Origin of the sequence: Acinetobacter sp. AOR12_HL, assembly GCF_027855275.1 — a bacterium.
Classification (GTDB): domain Bacteria; phylum Pseudomonadota; class Gammaproteobacteria; order Pseudomonadales; family Moraxellaceae; genus Acinetobacter; species Acinetobacter baumannii.
This window is the reverse complement of record NZ_JAKTIJ010000026.1, coordinates 60,937-77,502: the sequence shown is the minus strand read 5'-3', so window position 1 is coordinate 77,502 and position 16,566 is coordinate 60,937. Positions and strand designations below refer to the sequence as shown.

Sequence of the window (16,566 nt, the reverse complement as noted above, 5' to 3'; positions counted from 1 at the left end):
TCGAATATTATCCCTTTAATCGATAAATTTTTCCGACTGAATATTCAATTCAATGTCCCAATGCTTAAACTGCTCTTGCTCATCATGCAAGTCGGCAACTAACAATGGCCATTGTTTGGCATCACCAGAAACACTAAGTTGCCATTGTTGATCATTTATGATGGTCAATTCAATGGCAGGAAGCATCTGATCACTGCGGCTATGGTTGAGTAAAACTGCTAGGCGAAGTAACAAACTTAAATAAACTAATTTATGACCGCCAGCCTTTAAAACTTCATTTTTTACATCATTTCGCAATTTACGGCGGTGATGAGCAACCAAATGTGAAAGATGATTTTGGTCAATTTGTGAGAAACCTGGGATATCGGAATGTTGCAATAAATAAGCACCATGACGATGATAGCCACCATGACTAATCGCTAAACCAATTTCATGCAAATATGCTGCACGGCGCAGTAAGTCACTGTCTTCACTCGTTAAATTAAGTGGTTTAGCAACACTATCAAATAAGTGTTGAGCCGTATTTACAACCCGTTCTGCCTGTTTCGGATCGGCGTTATAACGTCCCATTAACGCTTGTACACTACGGTCGCGGATATCCTCATGCTTAAAACGGCCTAACAGGTCATACATGACTCCTTCACGTAATGCACCATCAGAATATGCCAAACGTTCAATTTCTAAAACTTCAAAAACAGCGTACAAAATTGCCAATCCGGCTGGCAAAACTGCTCGTCGGTCTTCTCGAAGTCCTTCAAAATCAATTTCAGAAATATTTTTGAACTTAAGTAACTTATCTTTAAGTTTATGGAGACCTTCACGGGTGACATTTTCTTGCTCGTCACTTAGCCCCATATTCACCATAATCTGACGGCAAGCTTTAATGGTTCCACTTGAACCTACAACAGTATCCCACCCTTCCATCTTATAAGTGGTGGCGATTGCTGAAAGCTCTTTACGCGCAGCAACAACTGCTTTATCAAATGCTTTTTGTGTGATTTCACCATCGGCAAAATAGGCTTTTGTATAGGCTACACAACCCATTTGTAATGATTCAGTATAAATTGGCTCAAATTCTTCGCCAATAATAAACTCGGTAGATCCACCACCAATGTCAACCACTAAGCGGCGTCCACCATTGGCCATCGTATGTGATACACCAAGATAAATCAGGCGTGCTTCTTCACGGCCTGCAATAATCTCAATAGGTTTGGGCAAAATTTCAGCGGCTTTTTGAATAAACTCATGGCCATTTTTAGCCTGACGCAAAGCATTCGTTGCCACAATTCTTAAACGGTTAGGTTGAACTGAGCCTAAACGCCCAACGAAACGAGCCAAACAGGCTAAACCACGTTGCTGTGCTGCTTCTGTTAAGTTTTTATTTTCATCAAGACCAGCTGCAAGCTGTACTTTTTCTGACATTGAAGCCACTTTTTTAACTTCACCGTGATCTACCCGTGCAATGGCAAGGTGAAAACTGTTCGACCCCATATCTATGGCAGCAAGTAATTCTTCATCAATCAGAAAGTCAGACATTATTGAACTAAACCCATAACAATTCACGCCTAGAGTAATTCACAAGAATGCAATTGAAAAGCCATTTTCATCAACAATTAATAGCCTTTGATATTTTTCTATTTGTTAAACGATTGTACAAGCCGATGATGAATATCGTCAGCATCCATTAGACAATTTTACTTAAGCCTTGAATAATAGCATCAAACCCTTACATTGAACTAAGTAGCTATGTAATACTGATAGAGATTATCTCCTCCTATAGTGATAGCACTTTTTCTAAAAATTGGAGCCGTACCATGTCTGCGACTATTGTAAATACAACTGATGATAACTTCCAAGCAGATGTTCTAGATGCTGAAACACCTGTACTTGTTGACTTTTGGGCAGGTTGGTGTGCACCTTGTAAAGCCATCGCACCTGTTCTTGAAGATTTATCAAGTGAATATGCGGGTAAAGTAAAAATCGTTAAAGTTGACGTGACTTCTTGTGAAGAGACGGCAGTGAAATACAATATCCGTAATATTCCTGCTCTATTACTTTTCAAAAATGGTGAAGTAGTAGCTCAGCAAATCGGCGCTGTGCCTCGTTCTAAACTCGTTAGCTTCATTGACGAAAACGTTTAAGACGTAACGTTACAGATGAAAATACGCTATACCTTTATAGCGTATTTTTTTCGGCTATAAATTGACAAATTGGCTGATCTCACTTATATTGCATGCTCAAGAGGCACTGAAGGGAATCGTCTTCTGTCCGGCTTCTTACAAGACACAAACATAAAGATCGCCACTCGGCAACAGAAATTGTTTTTTCACATTTCTCTTCGAAACAGTTAATCAGACTTCTGAATTGTTATTGTGTAAATACAATTGCGATACTCTTTTTTGTATGCGAGCGATTTTTCTTCTTTTTAAACCACACTCTACTCTTTCCTAATTCTGACCCTTATGAACTTAACTGAACTCAAGAAAAAACCAATCGGCGAACTAATTAAAATTGCTGAATTTATGGGCCTTGAAGGTATGGCTCGTAACCGAAAGCAAGATATTATCTTTGCCATCTTGAAACGCCATGCGATGAATGGCGAAGAAATTTTTGGTGACGGCGTTCTTGAAATTCTCTCTGATGGTTTTGGTTTTTTGCGCTCTGCCGCAGGTTCGTATTTAGCTGGTCCGGATGATATTTATGTGAGCCCTTCACAAATCCGACGCTTTAACTTGCGTACAGGTGACACCATCACAGGTACCATTCGTCCACCAAAAGAAGGTGAGCGTTATTTTGCTTTGCTCAAAGTTAATCAAATTAACTATGACACACCAGAAAATTCACGTAATAAAATCTTATTTGAAAACTTAACTCCACTTTTCCCGACCGAACAACTGGTTATGGAACTTGGTAATGGTACAACAGAAGACTTGACCGCGCGTGTAGTCGATTTAGTTGCACCAATCGGTAAAGGTCAACGTTCTATTATTGTCGCTCCGCCAAAAGCGGGTAAAACAATGTTACTTCAAAACATTGCTCAATCTATTGTGAGAAACAATCCGGAAGTTTTCCTTATTGTTTTATTAATTGATGAGCGCCCAGAGGAAGTAACCGAGATGGAGCGTACTGTACGCGGTGAAGTTGTTGCTTCAACATTTGATGAAGCACCAGCACGTCACGTACAAGTTGCAGAAATGGTCATTGAAAAAGCAAAACGTCTTGTTGAGCACAAAAAGGACGTCGTGATTTTACTTGACTCCATTACACGTTTAGCCCGCGCATACAACACAGTAATTCCTTCATCAGGGAAAGTATTAACTGGTGGTGTGGATGCACATGCTTTAGAACGTCCAAAACGTTTCTTCGGTGCTGCTCGTAATATCGAAGAAGGCGGTTCTTTAACAATCATCTCTACTGCTCTTATTGAGACTGGTAGTAAAATGGATGATGTCATTTACGAAGAGTTTAAAGGTACAGGTAACCAAGAAATTACACTTGATCGCCGTATTGCTGAAAAACGCGTCTTCCCTGCCATGAATATTAAGAAATCTGGCACACGTCGTGAAGAACGTTTAATGGATGAAGATAAATTACGTAAAGTTTGGATTCTCCGCAAACTTCTTCACCCTATGGATGAGTTGGCGGCTATGGAGTTCTTACTTGATCGTATGAAAGAAACCAAAACAAATGATGATTTCTTTGATCAGATGAAACGTAAAGCTTCAACATAATCATATTATTTATTCTAAAAAGGCCGCTCTATTGAGTGGCCTTTTTTATTTGGTTGACAAGCTTTACACAAAAATACATTTTGCTGATTTTTATGTAAAATTATTTATAAGTTTTTGAAAACAAATATTTTTAATATAAAAAAACCATGTTTTTTAGTAGCTTACTTATACCTTTTCCAATATATCTCAGCTGATTAATTGTTTTTTTCTGTTAAAAAACAGACTTTTTTCACTCTTTTCCCGATCTTTTTTGACAGCTAACAGTAGTATTTCAACATTTGCAGTGATAGCATAGCGGCAGACCAGTTAGACTGCTCCATGCGTTGTTACCTAGCTACGTTTTAGGAATAATAAAAGCAAAACAGTCCAACTTAGGTTTTTTTAATCTCAAATCTTTTTTGTGAGAGTGATGCCATGTTATTCAAAAAATTCGCTGTTGCTGCTGCTGTTGCTGCTACTTTAGCTTTCGTTGGTTGTTCTAAGAAAGAAGAAGCTCCAGCTGCTGCTGCTGCATCTGAAGCAGTAGCTGCTGCTTCTGAAGCTACTGAAGCTGCATCTGAAGCTGCTGTAGCTGTTGACGCTGCTGCTGCTGAAACTGCTGCTGCTGCTTCTGACGTTGCTGCTGCTGCTTCTGACGTTGCTGCTGCTTCTGCTGCACAATAATCTAGATTCTAGATTAGATAAAAAAGAGGACATTTTGTCCTCTTTTTTTATGCCTAAATTTTATGTTTACACATTAAAATAGATTTGATGTATCAATGGCTAAGCATACTTTTCTAATATTGAGAAAAATTTATTCTAGGTTTATTTAAAATTATAAATAAAAAAAGCAGATCAATCGATCTGCTCATTTCCAACGCGTTGTCTAAATTTCTGACCCGCTCTGAAGGTAACTACACGGCGTGCAGAAATCGGAATTTCTTCGCCAGTTTTCGGATTACGTCCTGGACGCTCGCGTTTATCTCTAAGCTCGAAATTACCAAAACCAGAAAGCTTAACCTGCTCGCCCGCAATAAGCGCTTGGCTAATTTCGTCAAAGAACAACTCGACCATTTGTTTTGCTTCACGGCGATTTAAGCTGGTTAACTCACTTAAATGATCAGCCATGTCTGCTTTAGTTAATGCTGTCATGAGGCCCTCAATGTCGCTTGATAAGTGTTTTCCAACACTTGGATTATATTGTCCATACCAGATTTAATTTCAGCATCTTCAAGCGTACGTGAAGGATGTTGCCATAATAACGCAAACGCTAATGAGCGTTTACCTTCTTCGACACCCTGCCCCGTATACACATCGAATAACCAAGTAGAGTCTAAAAGCTCTCCACCAGTTTTTTCGATTAACTGCTGAATATCTCTAACATTTATATTATCAGAGATTAAAAGCGCAATATCACGTCTAACCGAAGGAAAACGTGATAATTCTGTAAAATTAGATACATAAGATTGCAAAACAGCAGCCTGATCAAGCTCGGCAACCCAAGTTGTGCTCAAATCTAGTTCGTTTTCTAAAGATGGATGCAAGCGGCCTAGGTAACCAATTGATTGGCCATCAACTAAAATTTCAGCAGATTGCCCTGGATGCAACCATGAACGCTCTGAACGTACATACTCAACTTTGACACGTCCAGCAGCTAAAATCTCTTCTACTTCCCCTTTAAAATCGAAGAAATCCATTGGCTGTGGTTTAGCATGCCATGATTCAGGTTCACGAGAACCTACGGCAACTAAAGCCAATGTAGGAGTTTGCTTCAGATCCTGAATAGAATTAGCATTTTGATAATCAAAACGCAAACCTAGTTCAAAGAAACGTACACGGCTTTGCTGACGGTTTAAATTATATTGTACACAAGGAATTAAGCTCGAAAGCAATGTACTTCGCATTGCAGCCAAATCACTAGAGATTGGATTTGCCAACATTAACGGACTTACTTGCGGGTTCAATTGCTTTTCAAGTTTTGCATCAGCAAAGCTAAAGCTAATCGCTTCTTGATACCCTAAAGTGACTACCGTTTGACGTAACTGTGCGATTTCAAAACGATCTTGGTACTTAGCAAGTTGAACATCCATACTTGGTAAGCTGATCTGAATATTGTCATAACCATCAATACGTGCAACTTCTTCAATCAAATCTTGATAAATTGCCATATCGTAGCGATGTGATGGTGGAACTACGCTCCATTCACCATCCGCTTTAACAGTGACTTCACAACCTAATCGAGTTAATGCATCTGTAATGAACTCTGCCGCTACTTTGTAACCCAACAGCTGGTCTACTTGAGCTTGCTTAAGTTCAATCGCTTCACGTTTCGGAAGTAAATCAGATTTTTCAACTACAGTAATTGGACCGAACTCACCACCCGCCAACTCTTGAATAAGCTGAGAAGCACGGTTCATCGCAATTAACGGCAATTCAAAATCTACACCGCGTTCATAACGTTGTGAAGAATCTGTATGTAAACCAAAGCGACGAGCACGTCCAGCAATCGCAAGCGGAGCAAAAAATGCGCTTTCCAAGAAGATATCAGTCGTATCATCAGTTACGCTTGATGCTAGACCACCCATGATACCAGCGATTGCTAGTGCTTTTTGGTCATCAGCAATAACCATCACATCTTCTTGCAACTCAACTTCTTGATCATTCAAAAGCTGTAACTTTTCTTGTGACTTAGCTTGGCGAACATGTACAGTCCCTTCAATTTTAGCTAAATCGAAAGCATGCATTGGCTGACCCAATTCCATGAGGACATAGTTCGTTACATCAACTAAAATACTATGAGTACGAATTCCTGAACGTGCTAAAGCTTGTTCCATCCACTCTGGGGTCGCAGCTTTAACATTTACATTTTTAATGACACGTCCTAAGTAGCGTGGAGCACCATCCGTGTTGATGACTACTTTTTTCTCATCAGTAATTGTCGCATCAACTGATTTGATTTCAGGCTCATTCATTTGCAGTTGGTTAATCACTGCAACTTCACGTGCGATACCACGAATACTAAAGCAGTCACCACGGTTTGGTGTAATACTAATATCGATGACATTATCATCAAGTTTTAAGTATTCACGGATGTTTACCCCTACTGGAGCATCGGCAGGTAACTCAAGTAAACCATCGATTTTATCTTCAAGGTCAATTTCAGAGGCACCGCACAGCATGCCTTGTGACTCAACACCACGAAGCTTACCTTTTTTGATTTTAAAATCACCCGGTAATATTGCACCAATAGTTGCCACAGGTGCTTTCATCCCAGCGCGAACGTTAGGAGCACCACATACAATTTGTAAAGGCTCACCTGAACCAATATTCACTGTTGTTACACGCAGACGATCTGCATCTGGGTGCTGCTCAACTGTTAGAACTTCACCAACCACAACTCCAGTGAATGGCTTAGCAACAGGTGCCAGCTCATCTACTTCAAGACCAAGCATAGTCAACTGATCAGATAATGTATCACTATCAATTGCTGGGTTAACCCATGTGCGTAACCAATTTTCGCTAATCTTCATCTTTATAAAACCTTATTTAATCCTGAAAAAATGTTAGGCAAATTGGCGTAAAAAACGCACATCATTTTGATAGAACATACGCAAGTCATTAATGCCATAACGCAACATTGCAAAACGTTCTACCCCTAAACCAAAAGCAAAGCCTTTGTATTTATCAGGATCAATCCCCACAGCACGCAATACATTTGGATGTACCATGCCACAGCCTAATACTTCTAACCAACGTCCACGCTCATCCATGATATCCACTTCCGCACTAGGCTCTGTAAATGGGAAATATGATGGGCGGAAACGTACTTTTAAATCTTTCTCAAAAAACTCATTCAGTAGGTTAATCAATAAACCTTTTAATTCAGCAAAGCTGGTGTTCTCAGCAACGTACAAACCTTCAATTTGATGGAACATTGGCGAATGCGTTTGGTCTGAGTCGCAGCGGTATACACGGCCCGGACAGACAATACGAATTGGCGGCTGGCTTGTTTCCATAGTACGAATTTGCACACCAGAAGTATGCGTACGCAACAAATGGTTTGCATCGAAATAGAAAGTATCATGCATAGCACGTGCAGGATGGTGCCCAGGAATATTTAATGCTTCGAAGTTATGATAGTCATCTTCAACTTCTGGTCCTGTAGCAACCGTAAAGCCAGCTTTAGTAAAGAACTGGCAAATACGTTCTTGCACTTGAGTAACAGGATGAACTGTACCAACGCGCTGTCCTCGGCCTGGCAAAGTAATATCAATGGTTTCACTTGCTAATTTTTGCGCCAGTGCAGCTTGTTGTAATGCTGTTTGACGCTCAGTTAAAGCGTTATTAATTGTTTCTCGAACAGCATGAATCGCAGCACCTTGTACTTTACGTTCTTCAGGGTCCATTTTCCCTAATGCTTTCGATTGTTCTGCAAGCTGGCTTTTTTTCCCTGTAAATTGCACACGCACCTGATCAAGTGCAACAAGGTCTTGAGCTGCTGCAATGGCAGCAAGCGCTTCTGTGGTCAGGGCTTCCAGTGACATAGTAACTCTCAAAGCAACAAATTTAAAAATATAATAAAACACTGCATTCTAACAGTTTTTCACCGTATTGATGAAGTTTATCCATCATGAAAAATGTATTAGGCAACAAAAAGATAAAACGTATAAAATAATAGCATCGTCAATGAGATCAATTATTATGGCGCTTAATCAGATTTGGAAACAACAACTTACACTTGTGACCTATGGTAATGAATATCTACGTCAGAATTTAAGTTTTAGCCAATGGCGACAACATCATATTTTTGACCAGCATAGTTTTCAATTTCGTGACTTAATTTCACAACATTTACTTGCTCAACATTTCCAAGTTTGGTTAGAAGCACTCAAAAAACAAGGGACGACTCAAATCTCTCTTCACCTATCTACTATTTTAAATGAAGAGCAAAACCCGAATAGTAATGTCGAGCTTTTACCTTATGCTCATTTTATTGTAAGTCATCAAAACAATAAGAAAATCGCATGGATTTTTGGACATGAGCTTGCCGAATGGTACAGCAGCGATAACGAGTTTGAGCCGCCTCTGACTCAACGCAGCGATTTACGCTTAGAGACTTTCTGGCGTTTTGAATTGAATGAAAAATTATCTAAGAAAGTTGAAGCTGACTTAAAAGCACCTCAATGGGACGAAATTTCAGACTTTATGGAAACTGAGTTATTTCGAAGTAAGTATGCAGCAGGTTTTGAAGAACCAGAATTTCAGAAAAAATATTTTGATGGGTCAACACATCAAATTTCGGTAGAGCATCAACCCACTCTTGCTCTTATTCCTGAAAACTACCCAGCAGATTGTGCACATCAACTCCTCTACCGCACTCAGGCCTTATCAGATTATTTAGAGCAGAAAAAACGCACCGCAAATGATCCTTTAGGGGAAGACTTAGACCAAGAACAAATTATTAACTTAAGAAACTTTACTCACAAAACTGACGACCTATTTGCAAAACTTATTGTGAAAGCAGCAAATCACTATCAAACAGCTCAATTAAAACCTGTTGAGAAACCCTCTCCTTTTGATGCAACGAATGAGTCCGCAACTCATTTAAAAGCACCTCATCATAAGGCTGGAGGAACAGGGGTAATCAAGCTTATTGTTCTGACAATAATTATTTGTGCTTTAGCCTATTATTTTGGTCTTTAATCAAGATTAAAGTTGCCATTCATAAAATAGTTCTGTTATTCCAAGGCCGAACTCTGGTAGTTCGGCTTCACCAGTTAATTTGGCTCCCATTTTTTCATAGAAGAAGCGACTTGGATTTTTATTAAAAACTTCTAAACGAATAAAAGCATAACCTTGATTTAAAGCGCATTGATAGAACTTTTGGAATAACGCACGCCCTACTCCTTTTCTTTGAATTTCTCGTAATAAATAAAAAGCACGAATTTCAGCAATATTATTTTCCGGATTTAAATAACCATCGAGAAAGCCTTTCACTACTCCATTTTCAGTATAGATAAATAACTTATGATCAGGACTTCTACTTATCTCTTTCCATAACTGTTGTTTATCTAGTACGTTAAGCTCATTCAATATTTCTTGCTTAATCATACCTGTATAGGTTTCTTTCCAACTCTGTACATGTACTTCTGCAATAGACAATGCATCCTTAAATGATGCTATACGAATATCTGTGTCATTTAATGGTTTCAATTCACTTCCCTCATGTCACTACTTTTTAGAGTGAAGCATTAATTCGTCTCGTACTAACCTACTCAGTTAAAAGTAACTCTCGAACATGTATTAAAGCAAAACCCAACAAATTTAGTCCTTGCCATAGAGATGGATCTTGAATGTGTGGATGGTCTTGCGCCATACCAACACCCCAAATTTTATCGACTGGAGATGCTTCAACCAAAATACGGTCTTTTGTTGCTAATAAGAATTTTTTTAACTCCGGATGCTGTGAGAATTTAGCAAAATTCGCCTGCACCACTATGTCAAAACGTTTTTCTTGCCATATCTGTTCATTATAATTACGTACTTTACGGCCTAATTGCTTCGCTTCATTCGGATGTTTAACCTGCAAAATCTGTGCAAAAATTTCTTTATCATTAAATAATTTTGCTTTTTGCGCCATCATATAGTGCTCAGCAGTAAAGTATTCAATACCTTCTACATTAAATTGCGCAGGAAACCACTGGCTAAAACAGCTTTTATCAATAAGATTAGCTTTCTTAGAAGTATGTCCCCAGAAATATAAATATTTGAACTGGTGACCTTGCTGTATTTTTTGAATTAAGTCATTTAGAAATTTTTCGTCTATCATCATTTATCTCTGATTATTTTCTTTTTTAAAATAGAACCACTAAAAATAAAAAAGACCGCTAAAAAGCGGTCTTTTTTTGAATCTCTAAGCTTATGCAGCTAATGCGCCTTTAGCTTTTTCAGCTAAAGCAGCAAATGCTACTGCATCATGCATAGCGATGTCAGCTAATACGCGACGGTCGATGATTACTTGAGCTTTTTTCAAGCCATCGATCATACGGCTGTAAGACAAACCGTTTTGACGAGCACCAGCGTTGATACGCGCAATCCATAGAGCACGGAATTGACGTTTCTTCTGACGACGGTCACGGTAAGCGTATTGACCAGCTTTGATTACCGCTTGGAACGCTACGCGGTAAACGCGTGAACGAGCACCGTAGTAACCTTTAGCGCGAGCAAGAATTTTTTTGTGACGGCGATGAGCCACTACACCACGTTTTACACGAGCCATTTATAATCTCCTTAGATGTATGGGCACATACGACGAACTGAAGCAACGTCACTTACGTGAACCATTACACAGCCGCGCAATTGACGGATACGCTTAGCAGATTTTTTGGTCAAAATGTGGCGCTTGAATGCTTGTTTGCGCTTAAAACCGTTTGCAGTCGCTTTGAAGCGTTTAGCTGCACCACGGCGAGTTTTTAACTTAGCCATAGTAACCTCTTTTGGGCACCTGTTCGGCACGATTGCACCATTGCAAAATCGACCTGCAGGTAAGGAAGCGCGTATTTTATAGTATGCTGACTAAAATTAAAACTATTCCTAGATTTTTTTTAAATTAATCCCTTTAGAAATGAGAAAAACCTATCTCTTTTTTAGATGAATATAATCGGCAATAATTTCAGCATCGCTGCTTATTTACCCCTATAATATGGGCAAATTATCAACATACGATATTTCAAATGCAGAAACATGATGCATTCGCTGCCCTGCGCTATAGAGATTTCTCAATTGTCACCATTAATCAATTTTGCTTAACATTAGCAATTTTGATTCAAGAAATTATTGTTGCCTATTCACTTTATCAAATTACCAAAGACCCTTTAACTTTAGGTTTAATTGGACTTGCAGAAGCCATTCCATTTATTGCCCTATCGCTTTGGGGTGGTTATTTTGCTGATAAATTTAATAAACAGGTCATCATGAAAATCTGTTTATTTTTCTCAGTACCTCTTCCTTTAGTTTTATGGTTACTGTTCCATCTGCATGGGTTGGGTCATATCAGTGTAAATTTCCTTTCTTGGGGTATTTATGCAGTTATTTTTGGTTTGGGCACCATACGTGGTTTTTATAACCCTTCTGCTACGTCCCTAAAACCATTTTTAATTCCACGTGAGCTTTATGCAAATGGTGCAACATGGACAACCATTGGTTGGCAGAGTGGTGTAATTATTGGGCCTATGCTCGGTGGGTTCATGCTCGCTTATTTAGGCAGAGAAACCAGTCTTTTTAGTGTTGCCGGTCTACTTAGTATCTGCTTTATTCTCATTAATTTATTACATAAACGTAGCTTTCCTAAAATTGAAACTGCCAATGTTTTAGAAAGCTTAGGCGATGGCTTTCGCTTTATTTGGAAAACCAAAATAGTTCTTTGGGCAATTTCTTTAGACCTTGCCTCTGTTTTATTTGGTGGTGTAATCGCTCTACTCCCTATTTTTGCCGAAGATATTTTAAAAGTCGGTCCTGAAGGCTTGGGTTACTTGCGTGCAGCTCCTTCTATTGGTGCGCTCATTACTATGATTGCTTTAACTCGTTTTCCGCCAACTCAGCACGCATGGCGTAATATGCTACTTGCAGTTGCAGGGTTTGGTGTATTTACAATCCTTTTCGCGTTCTCGAACAACATGTGGTTATCACTATTTGCGTTGGCGATGACGGGTGCTTGCGACAGTATTTCGGTGGTAGTTAGACAAACCATTTTGCAAATATTCCCACCAGAAAATATGCGTGGTCGCGTAGCGGCTGTAAATGGAATGTTTGTCTCATCAAGTAATGAGCTGGGTGCATTTGAGTCAGGCTTAGCTGCCAAATATTTAGGAACTATTGCAGCGACTATTTTTGGTGGTTGTATGACTCTTGCAGTAGTAACCTTCTGTTGGCTAAAAACCAATGATCTTTTTAAAGTCGATATTACTAAAAGCTCAGAAGATTAGTTAAATCATTTTAATAAAGCATCTTCGGATGCTTTTATTTTAAATAAAACCTGTAATTACCCAATAAATGAAAATATAACGCCCAGCCTTAGCGATAAGGACCATAAATAAAAAGCGCCAAAAATTTTCTTTGAATAAGCCAGCAACCAAAGTAATAGGGTCACCAATCACAGGTGTCCAACTTAAAAGCAGCGAATAAAAGCCATATTTATGATAAAAGCGTTGGGCTTGTTCTAAACGTTTTTCAGAAACCGGGAACCATTTTTTATGTTTAAACTGTTCTATTTTTAAACCTAACCACCAGTTTATACATGAGCCCAATACATTTCCGAAAGTAGCAATCAAAATGAGAAGAAAAGCTGAATGTTGATTTTTTAATAATAAAGCAGCAAGTACAGCTTCTGATTGTAGCGGTAATAAGGTAGCCGCCCCAAAAGCACTCAAAAAAAGTAAAAAGTAACTTAGCATATTAAATTAGACCAAATCACCTTTCACCTTATTCATTACCCTACCAATAAACTTAGATGACTTTAATTGATAATGCTTTTTGTACTGCAGGGCGTGCTGTTAAGCGAACAATGTATTCTTGTACATACGGGTAATCCTCTAATTGAATCCCCTGCCATTCATAACGCAAAATCCAAGGTAGAATTGCCATATCAGCAATTGAGTATTCCCCTGCAACAAACTTCTGACCAATGAGCTGTTTATTCAACACACCATATAAACGCTTAGTCTCATTTACATAGCGGTCTATAGCATAGGGAATTTTCTCTGGCGCAAAGCGGTTAAAATGATGATTTTGTCCTAACATAGGACCTAAACCACCCATTTGCCACATAAGCCATTGTTCCACTTCAACTCGCTCTTGCTCGTCTGTCGGGTAGAACAATCCAGTTTTTCGTCCTAAATACTGCAAGATCGCGCCTGATTCAAATACTGAAATTGGCTCACCACGTGGACCATCTTGGTCAACAATGGCAGGAATTTTATTATTCGGAGAAATTTTCAGGAAGTCTGGTTGAAATTGATCATTTTCTAAAATATTAATTGGGTAAAGGGTGTAATCCAGTCCCATTTCTTCTAAGGCAATTGTGATTTTATGTCCATTGGGTGTGCCCCAATAATATAGATCAATCATTCTATTTTCCTATTCATCGTTATCATGACTGCGTCTTGCGTTATATCATGTTTTGGGTAATACAATGATATTTCCAACACCAAAAAACACATAAAATTTGAGAATAACTTTGGCTTAAAACGATATTAAACGTCAGTTTAAGAAAATAGGGCTAAAAGATGAGAGCCATAAAAAAGCACTGCTTTTGCAGTGCTTTTTTTTGAGTGTTACTTTTTCTTTTTCGGTCCAAGTAACATACCCATTTGTCGACCTTCCATTTTCGGTGCTTGCTCTACAACCCCTAACTCAGCTACGTCTGCTTCAATTTTTTGCAATTGAGCTAAACCAAGTTGTTGGTGAGCCATTTCACGACCACGGAAACGTAAGGTGATCTTAACTTTGTTGCCTTCTTCAAGGAACTTCAGAATAGCACGAAGCTTAACTTGATAATCACCTACATCAGTTGCTGGGCGTAGTTTGATTTCCTTCACTTGCACTTGATGCTGTTTTTTCTTGGCATCTTTTTGCTTCTGTTTCAGGTCAAACAAGTGCTTGTTGTAATCCATGATTTTACAAACAGGCGGCTCAGCGTTTGCGACAATCTCAACAAGGTCAAGATCTGCATCCTCAGCAGCACGCAGTGCTTCATTTAATGAAACAATTCCTTTTTGCTCACCATCAGCACCGACAAGGCGTACTTCTTTTGCACGGATCTCATCGTTAATTGCTGGACGGTTACTCTTTGCACCTTGTTGTTGGTTACGGTCAGGCTGTTTAATCTTTCTTACTCCACAATATACCGGCCACGTTCGGCGACGGCAGATTTCACTAAGTCAATGAAAGCATCCACTGACATAGTACCTAAATTTTTTCCTGAGCGAGTACGTACATTCACTGTACCTTCTTCAACTTCTCGATCACCAAGAACTAACAGGTAAGGAATGCGCTCTAGAGTACGCTCACGAATCTTAAATCCGATTTTTTCATTTCTCAAGTCAGAAATAGCACGAAGACCATTTTCCTTGAGTTTTGCCACAACTTGCTCACTTGCTTCAGCTTGAGAATCAGTGATATTCATGACACATGCTTGTACAGGTGATAGCCAAGGCGGCATAAAACCAGCGTAGTGTTCAATTAGTATACCAATAAAACGCTCAAAACTACCAAGAATTGCACGGTGCAACATGACAGGTTGATCACGCTCGTTTTCTTCAGTTACATAAGAAGCATCTAAACGAACTGGCAAGTTGAAGTCACACTGAATGGTACCACATTGCCATACACGACCAAGACAGTCTTTTAAAGAGAACTCAATCTTTGGACCATAGAATGCGCCTTCACCCGGCTGCAATTCCCATTCAAGACCAGCTGCATCTAAAGCATCTGCCAAAGATTTTTCAGCTAAATCCCAAAGTGCATCATCCCCTACACGCTTTTCTGGGCGAGTAGATAATTTCATTTGAACTTCTTCAAAGCCAAAGTCTTTATAAACATCTAAAGTGAGTTTAATAAAGTCTGCAACTTCTTTACCGATCTGTTCTTTAGTACAGAAGATATGCGCATCATCTTGAGTAAAACCACGAACACGCATAATACCGTGTAAAGAACCAGACGGCTCATTACGGTGACAAGAACCAAACTCAGCTAAACGAATTGGTAAATCACGGTAAGACTTTAATCCTTGGTTAAACACTTGAACGTGACAAGGACAGTTCATTGGTTTTACAGCATAGTTACGACTTTCAGAATGAGTCGTAAACATGTTTTCTGCATAGTTTGCCGCATGACCAGATTTCTCCCAAAGCGTAAAATCTACGATTTGCGGAGTTTTGATTTCTTGGTAACCATTGTCTTGCTGAACTTTACGCATGTACTGTTCTAGTACTTGATAAATAGTCCAGCCATTTGCATGCCAGAACACCATACCCGGTGCTTCTTCTTGCATATGGAACAAGTCTAATGCTTTACCAATTTTACGGTGGTCACGCTTTTCAGCTTCTTCAATACGCTTGATATAAGCTGCTAACTGTTTTTTATCAGCCCAAGCAGTACCATAGATACGTTGAAGCTGTTCATTCTTCGCATCACCACGCCAGTAAGCACCAGAGATTTTAGTAAGCTTGAATGATTTTAAGAATTTTGTGTTCGGTACGTGCGGACCACGACACATATCTACATATTCTTGGTGGTAGTACAAGCCCATTGCTTTTTCTTCAGGCATGTCTTCCACAAGACGTAATTTATATTCTTCGCCGCGGTCAGTGAATACTTTGATGACTTCATCACGCGGTGTCATTTTTTTGATAACGTCATAATCTTGATCGATGAGCTTTTTCATACGCTCTTCAATCGCAGCCATATCATCTAGTGTAAAAGGACGTGGCATCCAGATATCGTAATAGAAACCTTCTTCGATGACCGGACCAATCACCATTTTTGCTTCAGGGAAAAGCTGTTTTACTGCGTGCCCTACAAGGTGTGCACAAGAGTGGCGAATGATCTCAAGACCTTCTTCATCTTTTGGAGTGATAATTTGTAAGGTCGTGTCTTCGGTAATTAAGTCACATGCATCAACTAAGCGATCATTTACTCGTCCAGCAACGGTATTTTTTGCTAAACCAGGCCCAATACTTTGAGCGACTTCCATAACAGATACAGGGTGATCAAAACTCTTTTGATCGCCATTTGGCAATGTGATAATTGGCATAAAAAAATCCTTAAGGAGTGATGCCCTATACGAAGGAGCATTTCA

17 protein-coding genes and 2 pseudogenes are annotated in these 16,566 nt (G+C 39.2%); 5 read left to right on the top strand and 14 right to left on the bottom strand.

All coding sequences use genetic code 11. The features are described 5' to 3' along the window. Positions 1-15 precede the first annotated feature (15 nt). Positions 16-1,536: an exopolyphosphatase gene (gene ppx, locus MKL36_RS13490; protein WP_001279273.1), complete on the bottom strand. Its 1,521-nt coding sequence runs from the start codon at positions 1,534-1,536 to the stop codon at positions 16-18. A 278-nt stretch (positions 1,537-1,814) separates the two neighbouring features. On the opposite strand from ppx, the gene trxA reads away from it, so the two are divergent. Then, positions 1,815-2,141: a thioredoxin gene (trxA, locus tag MKL36_RS13485; RefSeq protein ID WP_001276875.1), complete on the top strand. Its 327-nt coding sequence runs from the start codon at positions 1,815-1,817 to the stop codon at positions 2,139-2,141. A 321-nt stretch (positions 2,142-2,462) separates the two neighbouring features. Beyond that, entirely contained in the window at positions 2,463-3,731 is a 1,269-nt protein-coding gene (gene rho / locus MKL36_RS13480; RefSeq protein WP_001054522.1) for a transcription termination factor Rho, read from the top strand. Positions 3,732-3,925: 194 nt separating this feature from the next. Here rho and MKL36_RS13475 read toward each other — a convergent pair. Then, positions 3,926-4,051 (bottom strand): annotated as a pseudogene (locus tag MKL36_RS13475) (hypothetical protein). A 94-nt stretch (positions 4,052-4,145) separates the two neighbouring features. Between MKL36_RS13475 and MKL36_RS13470 the strand changes: the two are divergent. Beyond that, positions 4,146-4,394 (top strand): hypothetical protein, encoded by a 249-nt coding sequence (locus MKL36_RS13470; protein ID WP_000897676.1) that lies wholly within the window; start codon positions 4,146-4,148, stop codon positions 4,392-4,394. Between the two features lie 171 nt (positions 4,395-4,565). Here the strand turns inward: MKL36_RS13470 and MKL36_RS13465 are convergent, their stop codons facing one another. Genes MKL36_RS13465 through pheS form a run of 3 tightly spaced genes read right to left on the bottom strand, consistent with a single transcriptional unit; the run spans position 4,566 to position 8,254 of the window. After that, positions 4,566-4,862, bottom strand: a complete 297-nt coding sequence (locus MKL36_RS13465) for an integration host factor subunit alpha (RefSeq protein ID WP_000126166.1) — start codon at positions 4,860-4,862, stop codon at positions 4,566-4,568. After that, a complete protein-coding gene (pheT, locus tag MKL36_RS13460; protein WP_021510646.1) occupies positions 4,859-7,240 on the bottom strand; it encodes a phenylalanine--tRNA ligase subunit beta in 2,382 nt (793 codons plus the stop codon). The genes MKL36_RS13465 and pheT overlap by 4 nt, the downstream gene beginning before the upstream one ends. A gap of 33 nt (positions 7,241-7,273) precedes the next feature. After that, a complete protein-coding gene (pheS, locus tag MKL36_RS13455; RefSeq protein ID WP_021510645.1) occupies positions 7,274-8,254 on the bottom strand; it encodes a phenylalanine--tRNA ligase subunit alpha in 981 nt (326 codons plus the stop codon). 157 nt (positions 8,255-8,411) lie between these two features. Between pheS and MKL36_RS13450 the strand changes: the two genes are divergently transcribed. After that, complete coding sequence (locus MKL36_RS13450; RefSeq protein WP_021510644.1) at positions 8,412-9,413, top strand: hypothetical protein; 1,002 nt, start codon at positions 8,412-8,414, stop codon at positions 9,411-9,413. Between the two features lie 6 nt (positions 9,414-9,419). Here MKL36_RS13450 and MKL36_RS13445 read toward each other — a convergent pair whose 3' ends face one another. The 5 genes and pseudogenes from MKL36_RS13445 to MKL36_RS13425 all read right to left on the bottom strand — a co-directional run. Further along, positions 9,420-9,923: a GNAT family N-acetyltransferase gene (locus MKL36_RS13445; protein ID WP_000803551.1), complete on the bottom strand. Its 504-nt coding sequence runs from the start codon at positions 9,921-9,923 to the stop codon at positions 9,420-9,422. A gap of 58 nt (positions 9,924-9,981) precedes the next feature. After that, positions 9,982-10,539, bottom strand: a complete 558-nt coding sequence (locus MKL36_RS13440) for an NADAR family protein (protein ID WP_031222598.1) — start codon at positions 10,537-10,539, stop codon at positions 9,982-9,984. A gap of 90 nt (positions 10,540-10,629) precedes the next feature. Further along, on the bottom strand, positions 10,630-10,989 hold the full coding sequence (rplT, locus tag MKL36_RS13435) for a 50S ribosomal protein L20 (protein WP_000124858.1): 360 nt from the start codon (positions 10,987-10,989) through the stop codon (positions 10,630-10,632). 11 nt (positions 10,990-11,000) lie between these two features. Then, entirely contained in the window at positions 11,001-11,195 is a 195-nt protein-coding gene (gene rpmI / locus MKL36_RS13430) for a 50S ribosomal protein L35 (protein WP_001096359.1), read from the bottom strand. Further along, positions 11,183-11,314, bottom strand: a pseudogene (locus MKL36_RS13425) (hypothetical protein); the annotation flags it as partial. The gene rpmI and the pseudogene MKL36_RS13425, both read right to left, overlap by 13 nt. Positions 11,315-11,443: 129 nt before the next feature. On the opposite strand from MKL36_RS13425, the gene nreB reads away from it, so the two are divergent. Further along, positions 11,444-12,694: a nickel resistance MFS transporter NreB gene (nreB, locus tag MKL36_RS13420; RefSeq protein ID WP_001169060.1), complete on the top strand. Its 1,251-nt coding sequence runs from the start codon at positions 11,444-11,446 to the stop codon at positions 12,692-12,694. Positions 12,695-12,733: 39 nt separating this feature from the next. On the opposite strand, the gene MKL36_RS13415 is transcribed toward nreB, so the two are convergent. The 4 genes from MKL36_RS13415 to thrS all read right to left on the bottom strand — a co-directional run bounded on the left by MKL36_RS13415 (position 12,734) and on the right by thrS (position 16,521). Then, positions 12,734-13,162, bottom strand: a complete 429-nt coding sequence (locus tag MKL36_RS13415; RefSeq protein WP_000954155.1) for a YqaA family protein — start codon at positions 13,160-13,162, stop codon at positions 12,734-12,736. A 52-nt stretch (positions 13,163-13,214) separates the two neighbouring features. Next, positions 13,215-13,835: a glutathione S-transferase N-terminal domain-containing protein gene (locus tag MKL36_RS13410; RefSeq protein WP_000566575.1), complete on the bottom strand. Its 621-nt coding sequence runs from the start codon at positions 13,833-13,835 to the stop codon at positions 13,215-13,217. 206 nt (positions 13,836-14,041) lie between these two features. Further along, entirely contained in the window at positions 14,042-14,593 is a 552-nt protein-coding gene (gene infC / locus MKL36_RS13405) for a translation initiation factor IF-3 (RefSeq protein ID WP_012297364.1), read from the bottom strand. Between the two features lie 5 nt (positions 14,594-14,598). Beyond that, positions 14,599-16,521 (bottom strand): threonine--tRNA ligase, encoded by a 1,923-nt coding sequence (thrS, locus tag MKL36_RS13400; RefSeq protein WP_021510642.1) that lies wholly within the window; start codon positions 16,519-16,521, stop codon positions 14,599-14,601. Between the last annotated feature and the right edge of the window lie 45 nt (positions 16,522-16,566).